This is a genomic window from Ruegeria sp. HKCCA5426 (assembly GCF_013034585.1).
Taxonomy (GTDB): Bacteria; Pseudomonadota; Alphaproteobacteria; order Rhodobacterales; family Rhodobacteraceae; genus Ruegeria.
On sequence record NZ_WQGH01000003.1, the window covers coordinates 23,379 to 42,641 of the forward strand.

General features: G+C 59.8%; 15 protein-coding genes. 7 read left to right on the forward strand and 8 right to left on the reverse strand.

All coding sequences use genetic code 11. The features are described from left to right. The 5 genes from GOV87_RS05225 to GOV87_RS05245 form a co-directional block, all read right to left on the reverse strand. On the reverse strand, positions 1-1,686 hold the full coding sequence (locus tag GOV87_RS05225) for an ABC transporter ATP-binding protein (protein WP_171211080.1): 1,686 nt from the start codon (positions 1,684-1,686) through the stop codon (positions 1-3). 5 nt (positions 1,687-1,691) lie between these two features. Then, complete coding sequence (locus GOV87_RS05230) at positions 1,692-2,777, reverse strand: ABC transporter permease (RefSeq protein ID WP_171211081.1); 1,086 nt, start codon at positions 2,775-2,777, stop codon at positions 1,692-1,694. Positions 2,778-2,873: 96 nt separating this feature from the next. Then, positions 2,874-4,241, reverse strand: coding sequence for a CmpA/NrtA family ABC transporter substrate-binding protein (locus tag GOV87_RS05235; RefSeq protein ID WP_171124603.1), 1,368 nt, complete (start codon positions 4,239-4,241; stop codon positions 2,874-2,876). Positions 4,242-4,513: 272 nt separating this feature from the next. After that, positions 4,514-5,686: an ABC transporter substrate-binding protein gene (locus GOV87_RS05240; RefSeq protein WP_171211082.1), complete on the reverse strand. Its 1,173-nt coding sequence runs from the start codon at positions 5,684-5,686 to the stop codon at positions 4,514-4,516. Beyond that, positions 5,683-6,267: an ANTAR domain-containing response regulator gene (locus GOV87_RS05245; protein ID WP_171124599.1), complete on the reverse strand. Its 585-nt coding sequence runs from the start codon at positions 6,265-6,267 to the stop codon at positions 5,683-5,685. The genes GOV87_RS05240 and GOV87_RS05245 overlap by 4 nt, the downstream gene beginning before the upstream one ends. A gap of 285 nt (positions 6,268-6,552) precedes the next feature. Here GOV87_RS05245 and GOV87_RS05250 point away from each other — a divergent pair, with 285 nt between their 5' ends. The 3 genes from GOV87_RS05250 (at position 6,553) to GOV87_RS05260 (ending at position 10,242) form a co-directional block, all read left to right on the forward strand. Continuing rightward, complete coding sequence (locus tag GOV87_RS05250; RefSeq protein ID WP_171211083.1) at positions 6,553-7,707, forward strand: phosphoserine transaminase; 1,155 nt, start codon at positions 6,553-6,555, stop codon at positions 7,705-7,707. Between the two features lie 97 nt (positions 7,708-7,804). Continuing rightward, on the forward strand, positions 7,805-9,400 hold the full coding sequence (gene serA, locus GOV87_RS05255) for a phosphoglycerate dehydrogenase (RefSeq protein WP_171126419.1): 1,596 nt from the start codon (positions 7,805-7,807) through the stop codon (positions 9,398-9,400). A gap of 110 nt (positions 9,401-9,510) precedes the next feature. Next, positions 9,511-10,242 carry a metallophosphoesterase family protein gene (locus GOV87_RS05260; protein ID WP_171211084.1) on the forward strand — a complete coding sequence of 244 codons (732 nt, stop codon included), beginning with the start codon at positions 9,511-9,513 and terminating at the stop codon, positions 10,240-10,242. Here GOV87_RS05260 and GOV87_RS05265 read toward each other — a convergent pair. From GOV87_RS05265 to GOV87_RS05275, 3 genes are all read right to left on the reverse strand, one after another. Further along, complete coding sequence (locus GOV87_RS05265) at positions 10,229-11,746, reverse strand: malonyl-CoA synthase (RefSeq protein WP_171211085.1); 1,518 nt, start codon at positions 11,744-11,746, stop codon at positions 10,229-10,231. The two genes, GOV87_RS05260 and GOV87_RS05265, sit on opposite strands and share 14 nt — an antisense overlap. 91 nt (positions 11,747-11,837) lie before the next feature. Next, on the reverse strand, positions 11,838-12,542 hold the full coding sequence (locus GOV87_RS05270) for a GntR family transcriptional regulator (protein WP_171211086.1): 705 nt from the start codon (positions 12,540-12,542) through the stop codon (positions 11,838-11,840). Between the two features lie 25 nt (positions 12,543-12,567). Continuing rightward, on the reverse strand, positions 12,568-13,923 hold the full coding sequence (locus tag GOV87_RS05275; protein ID WP_171211087.1) for a formimidoylglutamate deiminase: 1,356 nt from the start codon (positions 13,921-13,923) through the stop codon (positions 12,568-12,570). Between the two features lie 81 nt (positions 13,924-14,004). Here GOV87_RS05275 and hutI point away from each other — a divergent pair, with 81 nt between their 5' ends. From hutI to hutU, 4 genes are read left to right on the forward strand one after another with little or no spacing between them, the layout of a single operon-like run. After that, positions 14,005-15,213 (forward strand): imidazolonepropionase, encoded by a 1,209-nt coding sequence (gene hutI, locus GOV87_RS05280; RefSeq protein WP_171211088.1) that lies wholly within the window; start codon positions 14,005-14,007, stop codon positions 15,211-15,213. Continuing rightward, positions 15,210-16,739, forward strand: coding sequence for a histidine ammonia-lyase (gene hutH / locus GOV87_RS05285; protein ID WP_171211089.1), 1,530 nt, complete (start codon positions 15,210-15,212; stop codon positions 16,737-16,739). The genes hutI and hutH overlap by 4 nt, the downstream gene beginning before the upstream one ends. Beyond that, positions 16,739-17,557: an N-formylglutamate deformylase gene (gene hutG, locus GOV87_RS05290; protein ID WP_171211090.1), complete on the forward strand. Its 819-nt coding sequence runs from the start codon at positions 16,739-16,741 to the stop codon at positions 17,555-17,557. Before hutH ends, hutG begins: the two co-directional genes overlap by 1 nt. Further along, positions 17,554-19,236, forward strand: a complete 1,683-nt coding sequence (hutU, locus tag GOV87_RS05295; RefSeq protein WP_171211091.1) for a urocanate hydratase — start codon at positions 17,554-17,556, stop codon at positions 19,234-19,236. The genes hutG and hutU overlap by 4 nt, the downstream gene beginning before the upstream one ends. Positions 19,237-19,263 lie beyond the last annotated feature (27 nt).

Genomic DNA, 19,263 nt, shown 5'->3' on the forward strand with positions numbered 1-19,263 from the left:
TCACTCCGCAGCGATGGCTTTGGGGGCAGGGGATTTTGGCTTGGGTTTGGCCCCGTGTTCGTATTCCTCAAGGAAATCCAACACCTCTTGCCGGTATTCATAGTAATCAGGATGGGCCAGCAGCGCCTTGCGGGTACGCGGGCGCGGCAAGTCGACATTGGTGATCTTGCCGATGGTGGCCTGTGGGCCGTTGGTCATCATCACCACGCGATCGGCCAGCAGGATCGCCTCATCCACATCATGGGTGACGCAGATGGTGGTGACTTTGGTGCGCGACCAGACCTCCATCAGAACCTCTTGCAATTCCCACCGGGTGAGGCTGTCGAGCATCCCGAAGGGCTCATCCAGCAGCAGCAGTTTCGGCGACAGGGCAAAGGCGCGTGCAATGCCAACACGCTGGCGCATCCCGTTCGACATATCGGCGGCGGATTTGTCCATCGCGTCGGCCAGACCGACCCGTTCCAGATAGTATTCCACCACATCCTGCCGCTCGGCCTGACTGGCGCGCGGGTACACACGGTCCACACCAACCGAGACGTTTTCCTTTGCAGTCAGCCACGGGAAAAGCGAGGGCGACTGGAACACCACGGCGCGTTCCGGGTCCGCGCCTTCGACGTGGCGGCCATCCAGCTTGATCGCACCTTTCGAGATTTCGTTCAGACCGGCGGCCATGGTCAGCACCGTGGACTTGCCGCAGCCCGAGTGACCGATCAGCGAGATGAACTCGCCCCGGTTGAGTTTGAGGTTGAAATCCTCGACCACGGTCAGCGGGCCTTTGGGCGTGGGGTAGACCTTGTGTAGCTGGCTGAAATCCAGATAGCGATCTTCGATCAGACCCGACTGCGCCTCTTTCACCGCTGCCGGGACACCGTGGATCGGGGTGACGTCGGGCAGGGTCTTGGTGCCCTCGACCTTGGCCTCGATCCCCACATCCATCAGGTATTTCGTGACCTCACCGCGCAGCGCCTTGAACGTCTCGTCATGGTTCATGTCGGACCGGTCGCGCGGGCGCGGGATCGAGACCTTGAATTCGGTCCCCAGCGTGCCATCGGGGTTCAGCGGGATGATGCGGTCGGCCAGTAGGATCGCTTCGTCCACGTCATTGGTGATCAGGACACAGGTCTTGCGGTCGGCCTCCCAGATCTTTTCGATCTCTTCCGCCAGATTGCCACGGGTCAATGCATCCAGCGCCGACAGGGGCTCGTCCAGCAGCAGAACCTCGGGGTCCATCGCCAGCGCGCGGGCCACGTTCACCCGCTGACGCATCCCGCCCGACAGTTCGGCGGGGCGACGGGTGGCGGCGTGGCTAAGGCCGACCATGCGGATGTAATGGGCTACCTTTTCCTCTTTTTCAGGTTTGGGCATCTTGGTAAAAACCGCATCCACGGCCAGCCGCACATTGCCCGTCACGGTCAGCCACGGCATCAGCGAGTAGTTCTGGAAGATCACCCCCCGTTCCGGCGCGGGGCCGGTGATGGCTTTGTCGCGGAAGGTGACGCTGCCCTTGGTGGGGAATTCGATCCCCGCCATCAGGTTGATCAGTGTGGTTTTGCCGGTGCCGGAAAAGCCCAGCAGCACCACGAACTCACCTTCCTGAACCGAGAGGTTGATGTCTTTCAGCACATCCGTCGCAGCGGTGCCGGTACCGAAAGATTTGCTGACATTCTTGAAGTCGATCACAGCCATATCGGTCACCGGTTGTTCGAGAAGGTAAACAGCGACTGTAACGCATACATCACGCGATCCAGCAGGAAGCCGATGATGCCGATGGTAAAGACGGCAACCATGATCTTGGCCAGTGAGCTAGAGGAGCCGTTCTGGAACTCATCCCAGACAAACTTGCCCAGACCGGGGTTCTGCGCCAGCATCTCGGCCGCGATCAGGACCATCCAGCCAACGCCCAAGCTCAGACGCAGGCCGGTGAAGATCAGTGGAAGGGCCGAGGGCAGCACCAGCTTGGTGATCTTGGTATAGGTGTTCATTTTCAGAACTTTTGAGACGTTGACCAAGTCCTTGTCGATTGACGCCACACCCAGCGAGGTGTTGATCAGCGTGGGCCAGAGCGAACACAGCGTCACGGTGATGGCCGAGATCAGGAAGGATTTTGCGAACCAGCCGTCATTGGTGACATAAACGGCCGAGACGATCATGGTCACAATCGGCAGCCAGGCCAGCGGCGAGACGGGTTTGAAAATCTGGATCAGCGGGTTCAGCGCCGCATTTGCGGTGGGCGACAGGCCCGCAGCGATGCCCAGAGGAACAGCGACGATGGTGGCGATCAGAAAGCCGAAGAACACGGTTTTGATCGAGGTCCAGATCTGTGTGTAATAGCTGGGCGCGCCGGTATAGGCGACCTCTTTGACCTTTTCAGGCTGGCCTGCGTCTATGAACTTCTGGTTACGCTTTTCGACCATCGCCTCGAACTTGGCCTTTTTGGCGGCCTTGGCCTGCGCGTCCTGATGCAGGCTGACGGCTTCGGACCAGACCTGCGCCGGGCCGGGGACGGCCCCCAGCGAGGTCTGCACCTTGGGCGCCAGCGTGCCCCACATCAGCAGGAAGGCGAAGATGGCCAGCAGCGGTACGACCAGCAGGCGCCAAATCTCGCCCATCTGGGCGCGCGGGTTGTCGCCTGCGCCAGCCTTGAGGATCGGGGTGATCCAGGCCAGGCCCAGAACCTGAAACCATTTATCGGCGGCGTTGATCCGGGTGAACAGGCGGGCGCGGCGGGCCTCGCGTTCAGCATCAGCGGATAGCGTATCGTGGTCGATGGCTGTCATCTTGCGGTCTCCTGGCCCGGTCGATCAACGCCAGGCGGGGGTGGAATTCTGTTTGGAAGGGGAAGCCCCGGCCAAACGGGCCGGGGCGAGGGGGCGTTAACCCTGAACTTCGGTGCCGATGACGACCTGCTCACCCTTCAGGCCGATCGGCAGGCTTTGCAGATAGGCGTTGGGCTGGCGGGCGTCATAGGGAATGCCGTCGATGATATCCTCGGCAGGCGTGGGGGCTTTGTAGCCATCGCTGTCCCAAGGGAAGTCGGCCTCATTCGCCAGACCTTCGTCGACCAGCATTTTCGCAGCGTCCAGATAGATGTCGGGGCGATAGACGGACTTGGCGACCTCGTCATACCACGCATCGGTCTGCGGCTCGGCGATCTGGCCCCAGCGGCGCATCTGGGTCAGGTACCAGATGGCGTCCGAATAAAACGGGTAGGTCGCGTTATAGCGGAAGAACACGTTGAAATCGGGCACTTCACGTTTGTCACCCTTCTCGTATTCAAACGTGCCCGTCATCGAGTTCGCGATCACATCGTAATCGGCACCCACATATTCCGGCTGGCTCAACATCTCGACCGCAGCGGGGCGGTTGGCGTTATCGTTTTCATCCAGCCACATTGCAGCGCGGATCAGAGCTTTGGTAACAGCGCGGGTGGTGTTGGGGTACTGCTCGGCGAATTCGGCATTAATGCCGAAAACCTTTTCGGGGTTGTTCTTCCACAGCTCGTAATCGGTGATGACGGGCACACCGATGCCTTTGAACACGGCCTGCTGGTTCCACGGCTCACCCACGCAATAGCCATAGATGGTGCCTGCCTCCAAAGTGGCGGGCATCTGCGGCGGAGGCGTCACCGACAGGAATACATCCGCGCCGATCTGACCGGTCACGTTTTCAGGGCTGTAGTAACCGGGGTGCAGACCACCTGCCGCCAACCAGTAGCGCAGTTCGTAGTTGTGGGTCGATACCGGGAAAACCATGCCCATGTTAAAGGGCTTGCCTTCGGATTTGTATTTCTCGACCACCGGGGCCAGAGCCTCGGCCGAAATCGGGTGCTGCGGGCGGCCATCGTCCATTTTCGGGATATTGGGCTTCATCTCTTCCCAGACCTCGTTCGAAACGGTGATGCCGTTGCCGTTCAAGTCCATCGAGAAGGGGGTGATGATATGCGCCTCGGTGCCATAACCGATGGTTGCGGCCAGCGGTTGACCGGCCAGCATATGCGCGCCGTCCAGCTGCCCGTCAATCACACCGTCCAGCAGCACTTTCCAGTTGGCCTGCGCTTCCAGCGTGACGAACAGGCCCTCATCCAGAAAGTACCCGTTCTCATAAGCCACAGCCAGCGGGGCCATGTCGGTCAGTTTGATAAAGCCAAAGGTCAGTTCGTCCTTTTCCAGCTCCAGCGTTTCAGCCAGCGCCGGGCTAAGCAGGGCGGTGGTGGCGACAAGGCCTGCAAGCAATTTCTTCATGTGGGTCTGTCCCTTTTTTGGTCCCGGCCATCCGGGAGGGGTGAAAAACAAAAAGCCGCTGCACGCTCTGACCGGGAGGAGTGGCCAGAGTGTGAGCGGCTTTGCTCAGTCGTTCCCAATCTTTGGGAGGAATTCTTGCGGCACACTCCTTTGTGTACCGATGGGTTCACAGTGGTAAATGCGCCGGTGCCGTTCAAGTGATTTTGCTGCGACGCGGCGTTAAATGCTGCGATTGCGCACTATGGGGCGCGGTTCTGCCTAATTCTTGGGCGTCAGATATCCTGAGGGTCAAAAATGCGCCCGTCCAGAAACGCATCCCGTTTCAGCGATAGCTGTCCGTTATGGGATGCAACGGGCGTGGTGCCGCGAATCGCGCCTTCCAGCTTTTCCGACGCACCGGGCAGATCGGCGCCCAGCCCGACCATCTGATCGCGGTAGATATCGCTGCGGAACACGCTGCCTGCCTGCGCCAGCGCCAGATGGGGATCCAGACCGTATCTCTGAGCCAGACGATGCGCGATCCACTTGGCCTGACTGCGCCACGGGAAATTCGCGGCCCCGTCGTGGAACTCGACAAATCCCGGCACCTCGCGCTGTTCGGCGTGGCCGGTGATGGTAAAGCGCCCCGACAGCGCCCGGTCGATCAGTTCCGAGGGGAGGTTCAGATAGGTGTCGCGTGCCAGTATCTCGGCTGCGGCGGTCTGGCTGCCCGGCTGGCCCAACCAGCGCCCGGCGCGCCAGACGGCCCGCATCAGCTTGCCCAGCAGGTGCGGCTCGGTATCTGCCCAGTCGGTGCGCACGGCCAGCACCTTTTCCGGCGCAAAGGCCCAGATTGCCTGTCCGGGCAGCAGTAATGCGCCTGCCTGCGATTCCACGGCGACCGAGCCCCAGGGTTCCCCCACGCAGAACGCATCTACATCGCCTTCGGCTAAGGCCTGCGCCATCAGTGGTGGCGGGATAGTACGCACTTCGACCCCGATTTTTGACAGTTCGGTGGCCTCAAGCCAGCAATGCAGCAGTTCCACATGCAGCGAAAACGGGAAGGGCACGCCAAAAACCAATGGCCCGTCCGCGACCGAGGCCAGCGCTGCGGCCGCCTTGAACGGATCGCGGAAATCGAACCCGTATCCGGTGTCGCGCAGGCGGGTCTCCAATGCGCGGCTGACGCCGATGACATCTCCATTTACCGACAGGACCGACACAGCGGACAAAGGCTGCGTCACCCCGCCCAGCCCCAATGCCATCGCAACGGGAACCGGCGACAGCAGGTGCGCGGCATCCACCCGCCCAAAGGCCAGCATGTCGCGCACGGATGACCACGAAGGCGCTGCGATCAGGTCCAGCTCGACCCCTTCGGCGCGAGCCAAGCCCATTTCATGCGCCACGATCAGGGGGGCGGCGTCCACCAGTGGAACATAAGCAACGGGCAGGGTCACGGCGTTCATGACAATAGCCCCGAGGCTGTGACCAGCGCCTCGGCCACATCGGCGACGCGGCGGCCCTGATCCATCGCGGCCTTGCGCAGCAGGGCATAAGCCTCTTCTTCTTCAACCCCGCGCGCCTTCATCAGCAGGCCCTTGGCGCGATCGATTACTTTGCGTTCTTCCAGCGCGCGCTTGGTCTCGGCCAGTTCACGGCGCATCTGGCGCACGATCTGGAACCGCGCGATGGCGGCGTCCAGCACGGGCTTCAAGCGGTCCGGCTGCATCCCGTCGACCACATAGGCTGACAACCCAGCCTCGATCGCGGTCGAGGCCAGATCACCGGCAGCGCCCGACACGAACATGGCCACGGGTCGTTCCAGCGGGCCGGATGCCAGCGTCAGCTCCTCAAGCATGTCACGGGTCGGGTTGTCGATGTCGATCAGCACCACATCGGGCACCAGCGCGGCTATCTTGCGCGCAAGGCTGGAGACATTGCCGATCACATGCACATCATAAGCCCCGGACGACTTGAGCGCGTCGACGATGGCAATCGCACGCTCGCGGTCTTCTTCAACAACGACAATGGTCAGGGTATCGGGCATGGGACCTTTTCACTGTGCTTCAGAATGATCACAAGTGTTCCGGGCCCTTTCCGTTGCGGTCCGAGGGGAGCTGCCTAAAAATTAGTCAAAAGCTCACCGAGTCGCGTTAACGGACTGCAAATCTTTCGCCTATCGGAAACTCATGACTGCGGATCGGGCGAAATTGAATGTCGTTTTCCGACTTTGAAGCGTCTTTTCCGCTTGCTGCAGCGCGGCGGGCTTTCTAGGTGTGGCGGCGGGACACCCCTCCCCAACGAGGGGCGTGTATCTGGAAGGGTAATACACATGAGCATTGAACAACCGGTCACGCGGCCGGCCAATCCGCGTTTTTCCTCGGGCCCCTGCGCCAAACCTCCGACATTTGATCTGACTAAACTGGCCGATGCCGCGCTGGGCCGGTCGCACCGTGCCGCCGTGGGCAAGGATAAGCTGAAGGCGGCCATCGAAGGCACGCGCGAGGTGCTGGGCATTCCGGCGGATTACAAGATCGGCATCGTACCCGCATCCGACACAGGCGCGGTCGAGATGGCGCTGTGGTCGCTTTTGGGTGAACGCAAGGTCGAAATGCTGGCGTGGGAAAGCTTTGGCGCCGGTTGGGTTACCGACGTGGTTAAGCAACTGAAGATCGACGCCGAGGTGAAAACCGCCGACTATGGACAGATCGTTGATCTGACTTCGGTCGATTTCGCCAATGACGTGGTGTTTACGTGGAATGGCACGACCTCGGGCGTGCGGGTGCCCAATGGCGACTGGATCGCGGATGATCGTCAAGGTCTGACGATCTGTGATGCAACCTCGGCTGCCTTTGCGATGGACCTGCCGTGGGACAAGCTGGATGTGACTACCTTTAGCTGGCAAAAGGTGCTGGGTGGCGAGGCTGCGCACGGGATGCTGATCCTCAGCCCGCGCGCGGTAGAACGGCTTGAAAGCTACACCCCCGCATGGCCTCTGCCGAAGATTTTCCGCCTGACCAAAGGTGGCAAGCTGATCGAGGGTATCTTTACCGGAGCTACGATCAACACGCCTTCGATGCTGGCGGTCGAGGATTACCTGTTTGCGCTGGACTGGGCGCGCTCGGTTGGTGGGTTGCAGGGGCTGATCGCACGTGCCGATGCCAATGCCGGTGCGGTGCACGCCTTCTGCGACCAGAACGATTGGATCGCCAATCTGGCCGAAGACGTGGCGACGCAGTCGAACACCTCGGTCTGCCTGAAATTCACAGATGGGCGTATTCAGGACGGTGCAGCTTTTGCGAAAGCCGTAGCCAAGCGGCTTGAGGCCGAGAATATCGCCTTGGACATCGGTGCCTATCGCGACGCGCCTGCGGGCCTGCGGATTTGGTGCGGCGGTACTGTCGAGACCTCGGATATCGAAGCGATGCTGCCGTGGCTGGCCTGGGCCTTTGAAGCCGAGATCGCGGCACAGTCTGAGGCTGCCTGAACCGCAAGTGCCGGGCTGAAGCCCGGCCTAAACACCCTCTCAACGTAGGTCGGGCTTTAGCCGGCCACCCGCAAAACTCTTTAAAGGACCAGAGAATATGGCCCCCAAAGTACTCGTATCTGACAAGCTCAGCGAAACGGCCGTGCAGATCTTCCGCGATCGCGGTATCGACGTGGATTTCATGCCCGATCTGGGCAAGGACAAGGACAAGCTGGCCGAGGTGATCGGCCAATATGACGGCCTTGCCATCCGTTCGGCCACCAAGGTCACGCCGACCCTGCTGGAAAAAGCCGACAATCTGAAAGTCATCGGTCGTGCCGGGATCGGCACCGACAATGTCGACAAGGAAGCGGCGTCTAAGAAGGGCGTGATCGTGATGAACACGCCCTTTGGCAACATGATCACCACCGCCGAACACGCAATTGCGATGATGTTCGCCGTGGCGCGGCAAATCCCCGAGGCCAGCACCTCGACCCATGCGGGCAAGTGGGAAAAGTCGAAATTCATGGGGATCGAGTTGACCAACAAGACGCTTGGCGTCATCGGTGCAGGCAACATTGGCGGGATCGTCTGTGAACGCGCGCTGGGTCTTAAGATGAAAGTGGTCGCCTATGACCCTTATCTGGGCGAAGAGCAAGCCGCAAAGATGGGTGTCGAAAAGGTCGAGCTGGATGAGTTGCTGGCGCGGGCCGATTTCATCACCCTGCACGTGCCTTTGACGGATCAGACCCGCAACATCCTCAGCCGTGAGAACCTCGCCAAGACCAAGAAGGGCGTGCGCATCGTGAACTGTGCGCGTGGCGGTCTGGTCGACGAGGACGCGCTGGCTGACCTGCTGCAATCGGGCCACGTTGCGGGCGCGGCCTTTGATGTGTTCAGCGAAGAACCAGCCAAGGAAAACGCGCTGTTCAATCTGCCCAACGTGGTCTGCACACCGCATCTGGGCGCAGCAACGACCGAGGCGCAGGAGAACGTCGCGCTGCAGGTTGCCGAGCAGATCTCGAACTATCTGCTGACCGGTGCCGTGGAAAACGCGCTGAACATGCCCAGTGTGACGGCTGAAGAAGCCAAGATCATGGGGCCGTGGATCAAACTGGCCGGGCATCTGGGGAGCTTCATTGGCCAGATGACGGATGAGCCGATCAAGGCGATCAACATCCTGTATGACGGTGTCGCGGCTGAGATGAACCTGGCGGCTCTGAACTGTTCGGTCGTGGCCGGGATCATGAAGAAATTCAATCCCGAGGTGAACATGGTTTCAGCGCCGGTTGTAGCCAAAGAACGGGGGATCAAGATCTCGACCACCAATCAGGACAAATCGGGCGCCTTCGAAGGGTACATCAAAGTGACCGTCGTGACAGAAAAGCGCGAGCGGTCTATCGGTGGTACCGTTTTCAGCGACGGCAAGCCGCGTTTTATCCAGATCAAAGGCATTAATATCGACGCCGAGGTGGGTTCTCACATGCTCTACACCACCAACGAGGACGTGCCCGGCATCATCGGTGCACTGGGTCGGACCATGGGCGACCACGACGTCAACATCGCGAACTTTACTCTGGGCCGGTCCGAGGCCGGGGGCGAGGCCATCGCCTTGCTGTACGTGGATGAGCCTGTTCCGGCCGAGGCGCGAGCGCAATTGGCGGAAACCGGTCTGTTCACACAGATCAAGCCGCTGAAATTCGATGTTGCATAAGCATCTTTAAACGGACAACAAATTCAATGCCCGCGCTTAGTTAGTGCGGGCATTGTCTTTTGCTGACCATCACAGGCCGCACACGCGGCGCGCTAAGAAAGGGCATTGCAGTGACGACACCTATCTACGCCGTCGGGGATATCCATGGGCAGCTGGATATGTTGCAGGATGCGCTGTCGCGGATCGAGAAAGATGGCGGTCCCGATGCGCGTGTCGTGTTTCTGGGGGATTACGTGGACCGGGGGCCGAACAGTCGCGGCGTGCTTGACCTATTGATCGAAGGTCGGCGCGCAGGGCGGAACTGGGTGATGGTCAAAGGAAACCACGACAGGATGATGGCGCGGTTCGTCCAAGACGCCGAGATCGCCGACACGCACCTTCCGATCACGCTCAACTGGTTGCACCCGCGTCTGGGTGGGCGCGAGACCCTGGCCTCTTACGGGGTTATGATCGACGATACAGACCGTATCTATCAGGCTTGTGAACGCGCGCGTGATGCAGTGCCGCAAGCGCATCTTGATTTCATCAATGCCTTGCCGACTTACCACACGGAAGATGATCTGTTGTTTGTGCATGCCGGTATTCGCCCCGGGGCACCCTTGGATCAGCAGTCGGAGAATGATCTGGTTTGGATTCGGCACGAATTCCTTAGGGACACGAATACGCATCCATGGCTGATCGTGCATGGGCATACGCCGGTGGATCAGGCTGAACATTGCGGCAATCGGGTCAATCTGGACACGGGCGCTGGTTACGGTCGTCCACTGTCGTCAGCCGTATTCCAAGGGCGGCAGTGCTGGCTTTTGACGGATCGCGGACGGATGCCGCTTATGCCTGTGTGAACAGGTCCTTATACCTGTCCCGCAGGATGTTCTTCTGCACTTTGCCCATCGTATTGCGGGGCAGTTCGTCCAGCACGATAAGCTTGCGCGGATGTTTGAAACGGGCCAGTTCTTTTTGCACATTTGCCTGAATCAACGCGATATCCGGTGTTTGGCCCGGTTCCACCACCAGAATACCCAGAACGGTTTCGCCAAAATCCGGGTGCGGTACGCCGATCACGGCGCTTTCCAGCACGCCGGGTTGATCATCCAGCACCAGCTCTACCTCTTTTGGGTAAACGTTATATCCGCCCGAGATTATCAGGTCTTTGCCGCGCCCGACGATATGAACATACCCGTCCGCGTCCACGTGCCCGAGATCGCCCGTGATAAAGAACCCATCGTCGCGCAATTCGGCGGCTGTCTTTTCCGGCATGCCCCAATAGCCCTGAAAAACATTGGGGCCGCGCACCTCGATCATTCCAATTTCACCCTGAGGCATCGCGTCGCCGGTGTCCGGATCGGTGACCTTGAGCTCGACATCCGGTAAGGGAAAGCCAACTGTTCCGGCACGGCGTTCCCCGTCATAGGGGTTGGACGTGTTCATGTTGGTTTCGGTCATGCCATAACGTTCAAGAATGCGGTGACCAGTGCGTGCCTCAAACCGCTCGTGCGTTTCTGCAAGCAGGGGGGCCGATCCTGAAATGAACAGCCGCATGTGCTGCGCCAAATCGCCGGTAAATCGGTCATCGGCCAGCAGGCGTGTGTAAAAGGTCGGGACGCCCATCACGGAGGTGGCCTGCGGCATCAGGCGCAGCACGTCGTCCAGATCGAATTTCGGCAGAAATATCATCGACCCACCTGATGCCAGCGCCACGTTCGTCGCCACAAACAGCCCATGTGTGTGAAAGATCGGCAGCGCGTGCAAAAGCACATCGTCGCGGGTGAACCGCCATTCCTGCACCAAAGTGTCTGCGTTGGACAGCAGGTTGGCTTGTGACAGCATCGCCCCCTTGGATCGTCCGGTCGTGCCCGAAGTATAAAGGAAAGCCGCCAAGTCATCCTCGGTCCGTCGAACCGGCTCAAAGGCGGGCAACATGCCAAGCGCACGCCGCATAAGGCTGCCTGTGCCGTCAGAACTCAGAGTTTCAAGCCGCGCATTTTGTGCTTGGGCGATTGGCGCAAGGTCTGCCTCGTTTCGGGGATCGCACAGGACCAGCGACGCGCTGCTGTTTTCGATAAAATAGGTCAGCTCGCCAACCGTGTACCCCGTGTTGAGCGGCAGAAAGACCAATCCGGTTTGCGCACAGGCCGCATAGACGGCCAAGGCTTCGGGCGACTTTTCCACCTGAACGGCAACCCGGTCTCCGGGCTCCAGGCCATATCCGGTCAGTGCGTTCGCGATCCGTGCCGCCATGTCCAGAAACGCGGCATGGGTCAGTGTCTGGCCATCCGGCAATTGCAGGAACGGGGTGTCTTTGCCCGCGTGAATGCCAAACAAGCGATCATAGAGCGGGTTGCCCATGCCATCAGTCCCTTATGCCGCAATATCCGGTTCTGAATCTGGCTTGGATTGAAGGGGCGGTAAAGTCAAAATTGCGAAAACCCTGATCCTCTCAGAACTGAGTGGTCATGCGGTACCCGGCTGCAAAATACATCTTGGCGAAGGTAACCGGCCGCCCCTCAAGCCACGTGATGCGTTCACCTGTAAAAACCGGCTCACCTTCTGCGACATCCAGAAAATCAGCCAGTGCTGCATCGGCGCGACTGGCCAGAAAGGTCAGTTCCACATTGGTGAAAGGCACGGTCTGGATCAGCCATTCATTCGGGCCGATCTCCGAAAAATTCGCCTGCTTCACTTGCGGTACGCTGTCGGTAACGATCCAGCGGTCCTCGTACTGAAATGGGGTGTTGCCCGAATAGTGCATGCACCGCACATGCATGACCTCATGACCCGGTGATAGGGCAAGCCGCGCGGTCAACCAGTCGGGTGCTGTTTTCTGATCGCAGGATACAAGCGCATAGCGATAGGTTCCGCCCAACGCCTCAACCTCGTCCCGCACCATAGGGATGGTGAAACGCGCCTGTCGTTGCGGTGCGCTCAAGACCCGCGTTCCGGCCTTGCGGCGACGTTCCAGATATCCTTCCTCCGCCAGTTCCCTCAGCGCCCGGTTGACGGTGGTACGGGTGCACGAAAACTCGGTGGCAAGTTCCGATTCATTCGGCAGCAGCGAGTCCGGCTGCCAATCACCGGACCGAATACGTGCCAGAACGGTTTTCTTGATGTCTTTGTAGCTGGTGTTTTCGGTGGATTGGGTCATGTGGCCTCGGGTTTGGTACCTTGTCTTAGAGTTCACTCAGCAGTTCAGCAATCGCTTCCCGGTACGCAGGGATGATCTGATCGCGATGAATGTGCCGCCCTTGCCGCACCATATGGCGCCCTGCCGACCACAGATCTGTCACCAGCCCATCGGGGGCAGCAAAACACAGGCCGTCCAGCACTTGATCGTCGCGCAAGGCACACAGCGTCGGGTGCGTTCGGTCTATTGCAACCAGGTCCGCTAACTTGCCTACGGCAATTTCCCCTCCCTCACGTGCCAGCGCCTGAGCGCCACCGCAGGCCGCACCTGTGTAAAGGGCGTGGCCAACCGACCCTTCTGGCGAAACCATTATGGTGCGCGCCCGGTCACGGAGGCGTTGCGAATACTCCAGCATCCGAAGCTCTTCGGACAGTGAGATTCGGATGTTCGAGTCTGATCCGATCCCGAACCGCCCACGATTGCTGATGTACTCCGCCCCGTTGAAGATACCGTCCCCAAGGTTGGCTTCGGTGATTGGGCACAGCCCTGCCACGGCCTCGGATCGTGCCAGCCGCTGTGTTTCCTCGTCGGTCATGTGCGTGGCATGGATCAGGCACCAGCGGCTATCCACGTCAAAGTTGCTGAACAGCCAGCTTACTGGACGGTCACCAAGGGCGGCTTCGACGGCGGAGACTTCCTGCACCTGCTCGGCGATGTGCATGTGAACAGGACCGGTTGGCCGCTCGTCGAGTACGGCCCGAATGTCCTGCACTGTGGTTGCACGTAGTGAGTGGGGTGCGACCCCGATTACAGAATCCGCATGGGGTAGGGCCTTTTGGCAGTCTTCAACCAGTTTCAGAAACTTATTGGTCGAGTTGCCAAATCGCAATTGCCCGCCGGTCAAAGGCTCCTGCCGCACGCCACCATAGGTGTAGAGCACCGGCAGATGTGTCAACCCGATGCCGGTCTGACTTGCGGCGGCAAAGATGCGCTGACTGAGTTCGGAAGGCGAGTCGTAAGGCTGCCCACCGGGTTGGTTGTGGACATAGTGAAACTCACCCACCGACGCGTATCCGGCCTCCTGCATCTCCATGTAGACCAATGCTGCAATGGCTTGAATCTGTTCCGGGGTTAGCCTGTCCAGAAAGCGGTACATCAGGGTGCGCCACGTCCAAAAGCTTTCGCGTCCGGCTGCGCGCACTTCGGTCATGCCTGCCATGGCCCTTTGGAAGGCGTGGCTGTGCAGGTTTGCTAAGGCTGGCAACAGAACATCGACGCGCACGTCATCCGGTTTGGCCGCGACCCCGGTTTGTAGCTGCGTTATCCGGCCATTCTCGACCTTGACCCAAAGGTCGTGGACCCAATCAGAGCCTAATAAGGCAGTTTTGGCAAGGACCGACATAGGCATTCCAATTTGTGTAGACTTTAAATATTTATACATATACGAAATAGCAAATTGCAACGGGAACCCCAAGGAATCGTCATGGCGGCACAATCGGTCCTTTTCTGTTCTCAGGTGGCCTCGATGATGCCGGGGTCTGAGCCATACGGTTTGGGCCGGGACATGGCGGTTGCGGTCGAAGGTGAGAGAATTGCGTGGTTCGGCCCCAAGTTAGCCTTGCCCCAGCATTATAAGGCGTGGCCAAGCACGGATTTTGGGGACAGATTGATGACACCGGCCCTGATTGACGCCCACACGCATATTGTATTCGGGGGCAACCGGGCAGCAGAGTTCGAGATGCGGCTAAACGGTGCCTCATACGAACAGATTGCGCGCGCGGGGGGCGGAATCCTGTCGACGGTCACGGCGACACGACAGGCCAGCGAAGCAGAGCTTTTGGCCGACGCCCTGACGCGCGTGGATGCATTGATGGCCGAAGGTGTCGCCTGCATCGAAATCAAATCCGGTTATGGGTTGGATACTGAAACCGAACTGAAAATGCTGCGCGTGGCGCGTCAGATCGGGCAGGCTCGCCGGGTTCGGGTCAGAACAAGCTTTTTGGGCGCACATGCTGTGCCACCTGACTATGCGGGCCGGCCAGATGACTATCTGTATGACGTTTGCCTTCCAACCCTGCGCGCGGCTCATGCCGAGGGGTTGGTGGATGCGGTAGACGGCTTTTGTGAAGGAATAGCCTTTTCGCCAGACCAGATCACCGTTGTTTTTGATGAAGCCAAGCACCTTGGGTTGCCCGTTAAACTGCATGCCGAACAGCTTTCAAATCTTGGCGGCGCAAAACTGGCGGCCAGATACGGGGCTTTGTCCGCTGATCATATCGAGTATCTGGACGCAGATGGCGTATCGGCAATCGCGGAAGCGGGCACCGTAGCGGTGCTTTTGCCGGGGGCGTTCTACACCTTGCGGGAAACGCAGGCTCCTCCGGTGCAGATGCTAAGAGACAGTCATGTGCCTATCGCGCTGGCGACGGATTGCAATCCGGGGTCGTCACCGTTGGCGTCCATTTTGCTGACGATGAACATGGCCTGCACCCTGTTCCGCCTGACCCCCGAAGAAGCATGGGCCGGGGTCACCCGGAATGCGGCCCGAGCGCTTGGGCTTCGGGATACCGGCACGATCGCTGTTGGTCAGCGCGCTGATCTGACAGTGTGGGATGTTCAGCATCCGGCAGAGTTGCCGTACCGGATTGGATTCAACCCCCTGCATACGCGCATATTCGGAGGTCAGGCATGACGCGCTACGCTTTGGTGCCGGGACAGGTTTCGCTGTCTGATCTTGCGGAGGTCTATTGGACGCAGGCTTCGGCTTTTCTGGAAGACGGGTGCAGGCCAGCAGTCGATGCGGCAGCGGCACGTGTTCGTGAGGCCGCCGCAGGAGAAGCCGCCGTTTATGGCGTCAATACCGGCTTTGGCAAGCTGGCCAGCCATAAGATCAAGGCGGATGACACCGCCAAGCTGCAGCGTAACCTGATCCTCAGCCATTGCTGTGGCGTCGGGTCTGCTGTGCCCCGCCGCATTACCCGGCTTATGATGACGCTTAAACTGATCTCGTTCGGGCGCGGAGCGTCGGGTGTGCGTTGGGACTTGATCGAGCTGTTGCAAAATATGCTAGAGCGCGGGGTTACTCCGGTTGTGCCTGCGCAGGGGTCTGTAGGCGCTTCTGGCGATCTTGCACCGCTGGCGCATATGACGGCCGTGTTGATCGGAGAGGGAGAGGCCGACGTAGACGGTAGCCAATTACTCGGGCGCGAAGCGCTGAATTCGGTCGGGTTAGAGCCAGTTGAGCTTGGACCGAAAGAAGGGTTGGCCTTTATTAACGGCACCCAATTCTCAACCGCATACGCGCTGGCCGGATTGTTCGAAGCCTGGCGTGCAGCCCAGAACGCTCTGACCATTTCAGCGCTTTCGACGGACGCGATAATGGGATCTACCGCCCCTCTGCGGCCCGAGATTCACGCCCTGCGCGGTCATCGTGGGCAAACCGAAGCCGCAGGTGCCATGCGATCCATTCTCGCCGGGTCCGAAATCCGTGAGAGCCATCGTGACGGGGACACCCGCGTGCAGGACCCGTATTGCATCCGGTGCCAGCCACAGGTCACGGGCGCGGCGATGGATGTCATGCGTCAGGCGGCGACCACGCTGGGGATTGAGGCCAACGCCGCCACGGATAATCCGTTGGTGCTTGAGGACGCAATTCTGTCAGGTGGGAATTTCCATGCCGAACCCGTGGGATTTGCGGCGGATATGATCGCACTGGCCCTGTCAGAAATCGGCGCGATTGCGCAGCGCCGTATTGCTTTGATGGTTGACCCTGCGCTCAGCTTTGACCTGCCGCCCTTCCTGACGCCCGAGCCGGGATTGAACTCGGGCCTTATGATCGCCGAAGTCACCACAGCCGCGTTGATGAGCGAAAACAAGCATCTGGCGAACCCTTGCGTGACAGACAGCACGCCAACATCTGCCAACCAAGAAGACCACGTCTCGATGGCTGCACACGGGGCGCGGCGTCTGATGCGGATGGTGGACAACCTAAGCTATATTCTGGGGGTTGAATTGCTGTGCGCTGCTCAGGGTGTGGAATTTCGCGCTCCGCTGAGGACCAGCGTGCCGTTGCAGCAGGTCATCAAGCGTCTGCGCGCGGACATCGACCCGCTAAAGGATGATCGCTATCTTGCCCCGGACCTTGAAGCTGCGAAAAAGCTGGTTGCAGGTGGGGATATCCTGCGCGCGGTAGGCACCCCAATGCCGGGGCTGAACTGATGCAAGTGGTCAACGTCCTAAAGGGCGACGGGCCGATCGTGCTGGGGCAACCTCATGGCGGGACATTTGTACCCGCCGATATCGCGGCGCGCCTGAATGATACCGGCCGTGGGCTTAGCGATACCGACTGGCACATAAACAGGCTCTATGATGGCCTTTTTGACGGGGTTTCCGTCGTTCAATCCAACATCCATCGCTACGTCGTTGATGCCAATCGCGCACCGGATGGGGCGTCGCTGTATCCCGGGCAAAACACGACGACGCTTGTCCCGTTGACAGATTTTGACGGGCACCCGATCTGGGCCGAGGGTCAGACTCCTTCGGCGGAGGAAACGGAAAGCCGGCGGCTGGCGTTTCACGCACCCTATCACGATGCTTTGCGGCAAGAGTTGAAACGGGTCCGCGATCGCCACGGTGTTGCAATCCTGTTCGATTGCCACTCGATCCGGTCGGTGATCCCTTATCTGTTTGAAGGCGAATTGCCGGTGTTCAATACAGGCACAAATGTCGGCCAGAGTTGTCATCCCGCTGTTGAGCAGGCTGTGCATCACGTCGCGATTGAGGCGGACGGGTTTTCATCCGTTCTGAACGGTCGCTTCCGGGGGGGATGGACGACGCGCCATTACGGCCGCCCGTCCGAGGGTATCCACGCGATCCAGATGGAAATCGCACAGCGGGCCTATATGGACGAAATACCCCCGTGGACGTGGCGGGATGACCGCGCCGCAGCCCTGCGACCTCATCTGCGCAATATGCTGTCCCGTTTAAACGAACTGGCGCTTTCAGGCGAACTCACCAACACAGGAGCCCACACATGAGCGATCCGCGCAAAAACACCCGCGATGTCTATCCGCCGACCGGCCCCGAGTTGAATGCCAAAAGCTGGGTGACCGAGGCTCCGCTGCGGATGTTGATGAACAACCTGCACCCGGACGTGGCCGAAAACCCGCATGAGTTGGTGGTTTATGGCGGTATCGGACGCGCGGCGCGCACGTGGAAGGATTTCGACAGGATCGTGGCTGGTCTAAAGGATCTGGAGGTGGACGAGACCCTGATCGTCCAGTCCGGCAAGCCTGTGGCCATTATCCGCACGCACAAGGATGCGCCGCGCGTCTTGATCGCCAATTCCAACATCGTGCCGCATTGGGCGACATGGGACCATTTCAACGAGCTCGATAAGAAAGGCTTGATGATGTACGGCCAGATGACTGCGGGGTCGTGGATCTATATCGGCACGCAAGGCATCGTTCAGGGCACCTATGAAACCTTTGCCGAAGCTGGACGCCAGCACTATGGCGGCGACCTGACGGGCCGATGGATTCTGACCGGCGGTCTGGGCGGCATGGGCGGCGCGCAGCCTTTGGCGGCTGTTTTCGCCGGGGCCTGTTGTCTGGCGGTCGAATGCAACCCAGACAGCATCGACTTTCGCCTGCGGACAAAATATCTGGACGAAAAGGCCGACACTCTGGACGAGGCATTGGCGATGATCGACCGCTGGACTAAAGCGGGTGAGGCGAAATCGGTTGGTTTGCTGGGCAATGCTGCCGAGGTTTTCCCCGAGATTTACCGCCGTATGGCCGACGGTGGGATGCGCCCAGACATCGTTACTGACCAGACCAGTGCACATGACCCGATCAACGGCTATCTGCCCTTGGGATGGTCGATGGCCGAATGGCGCGATAAGCGTGAAACAGACCCTAAATCGGTCGAAAAGGCCGCGTGCGCATCAATGAAGCAGCACGTTGCGGCGATGGTGGACTTCTGGAACGCAGGCGTGCCGACTCTGGATTATGGTAACAACATCCGACAGGTGGCGCAGGATGAAGGGCTGGAGAATGCCTTTGCCTTTCCCGGTTTCGTTCCTGCCTATATCCGACCGCTGTTCTGCAAAGGGATCGGTCCGTTCCGCTGGTGCGCGCTGTCCGGTGACCCCGAGGATATCTACAAGACCGACGCCAAGATGAAGGAACTGTTCCCCGAGAATGAGCACCTCCATCGTTGGCTGGACATGGCCCGAGATCGGATCGCATTTCAAGGGTTGCCTGCCCGTATCTGTTGGATCGGGCTGGGGGACCGGCACCGCGCGGGTTTGGCTTTCAACGAGATGGTGGCCAATGGTGAGTTGAAAGCCCCGGTCGTGATCGGACGCGACCACCTGGACAGCGGCTCGGTCGCCAGTCCCAACCGCGAAACCGAAGCGATGCTGGATGGATCCGACGCGGTAAGTGACTGGCCTTTGCTGAATGCGTTGATCAACACGGCCAGTGGCGCGACATGGGTATCGCTGCACCATGGCGGCGGTGTTGGCATGGGCTTCAGTCAGCACGCTGGCGTGGTGATCTGCGCCGACGGAACCGAGGATGCAGCACGACGGTTGGAGCGTGTGTTGTGGAACGACCCGGCCTCGGGTGTGTGGCGACATGCGGATGCGGGCTATGACATCGCAAAGGATTGCGCACGCGACCATGGTTTGCGGTTGCCGGGAATTCTGGGCTAGGCCGCATCAATCTGTCTCTGGCGAAAA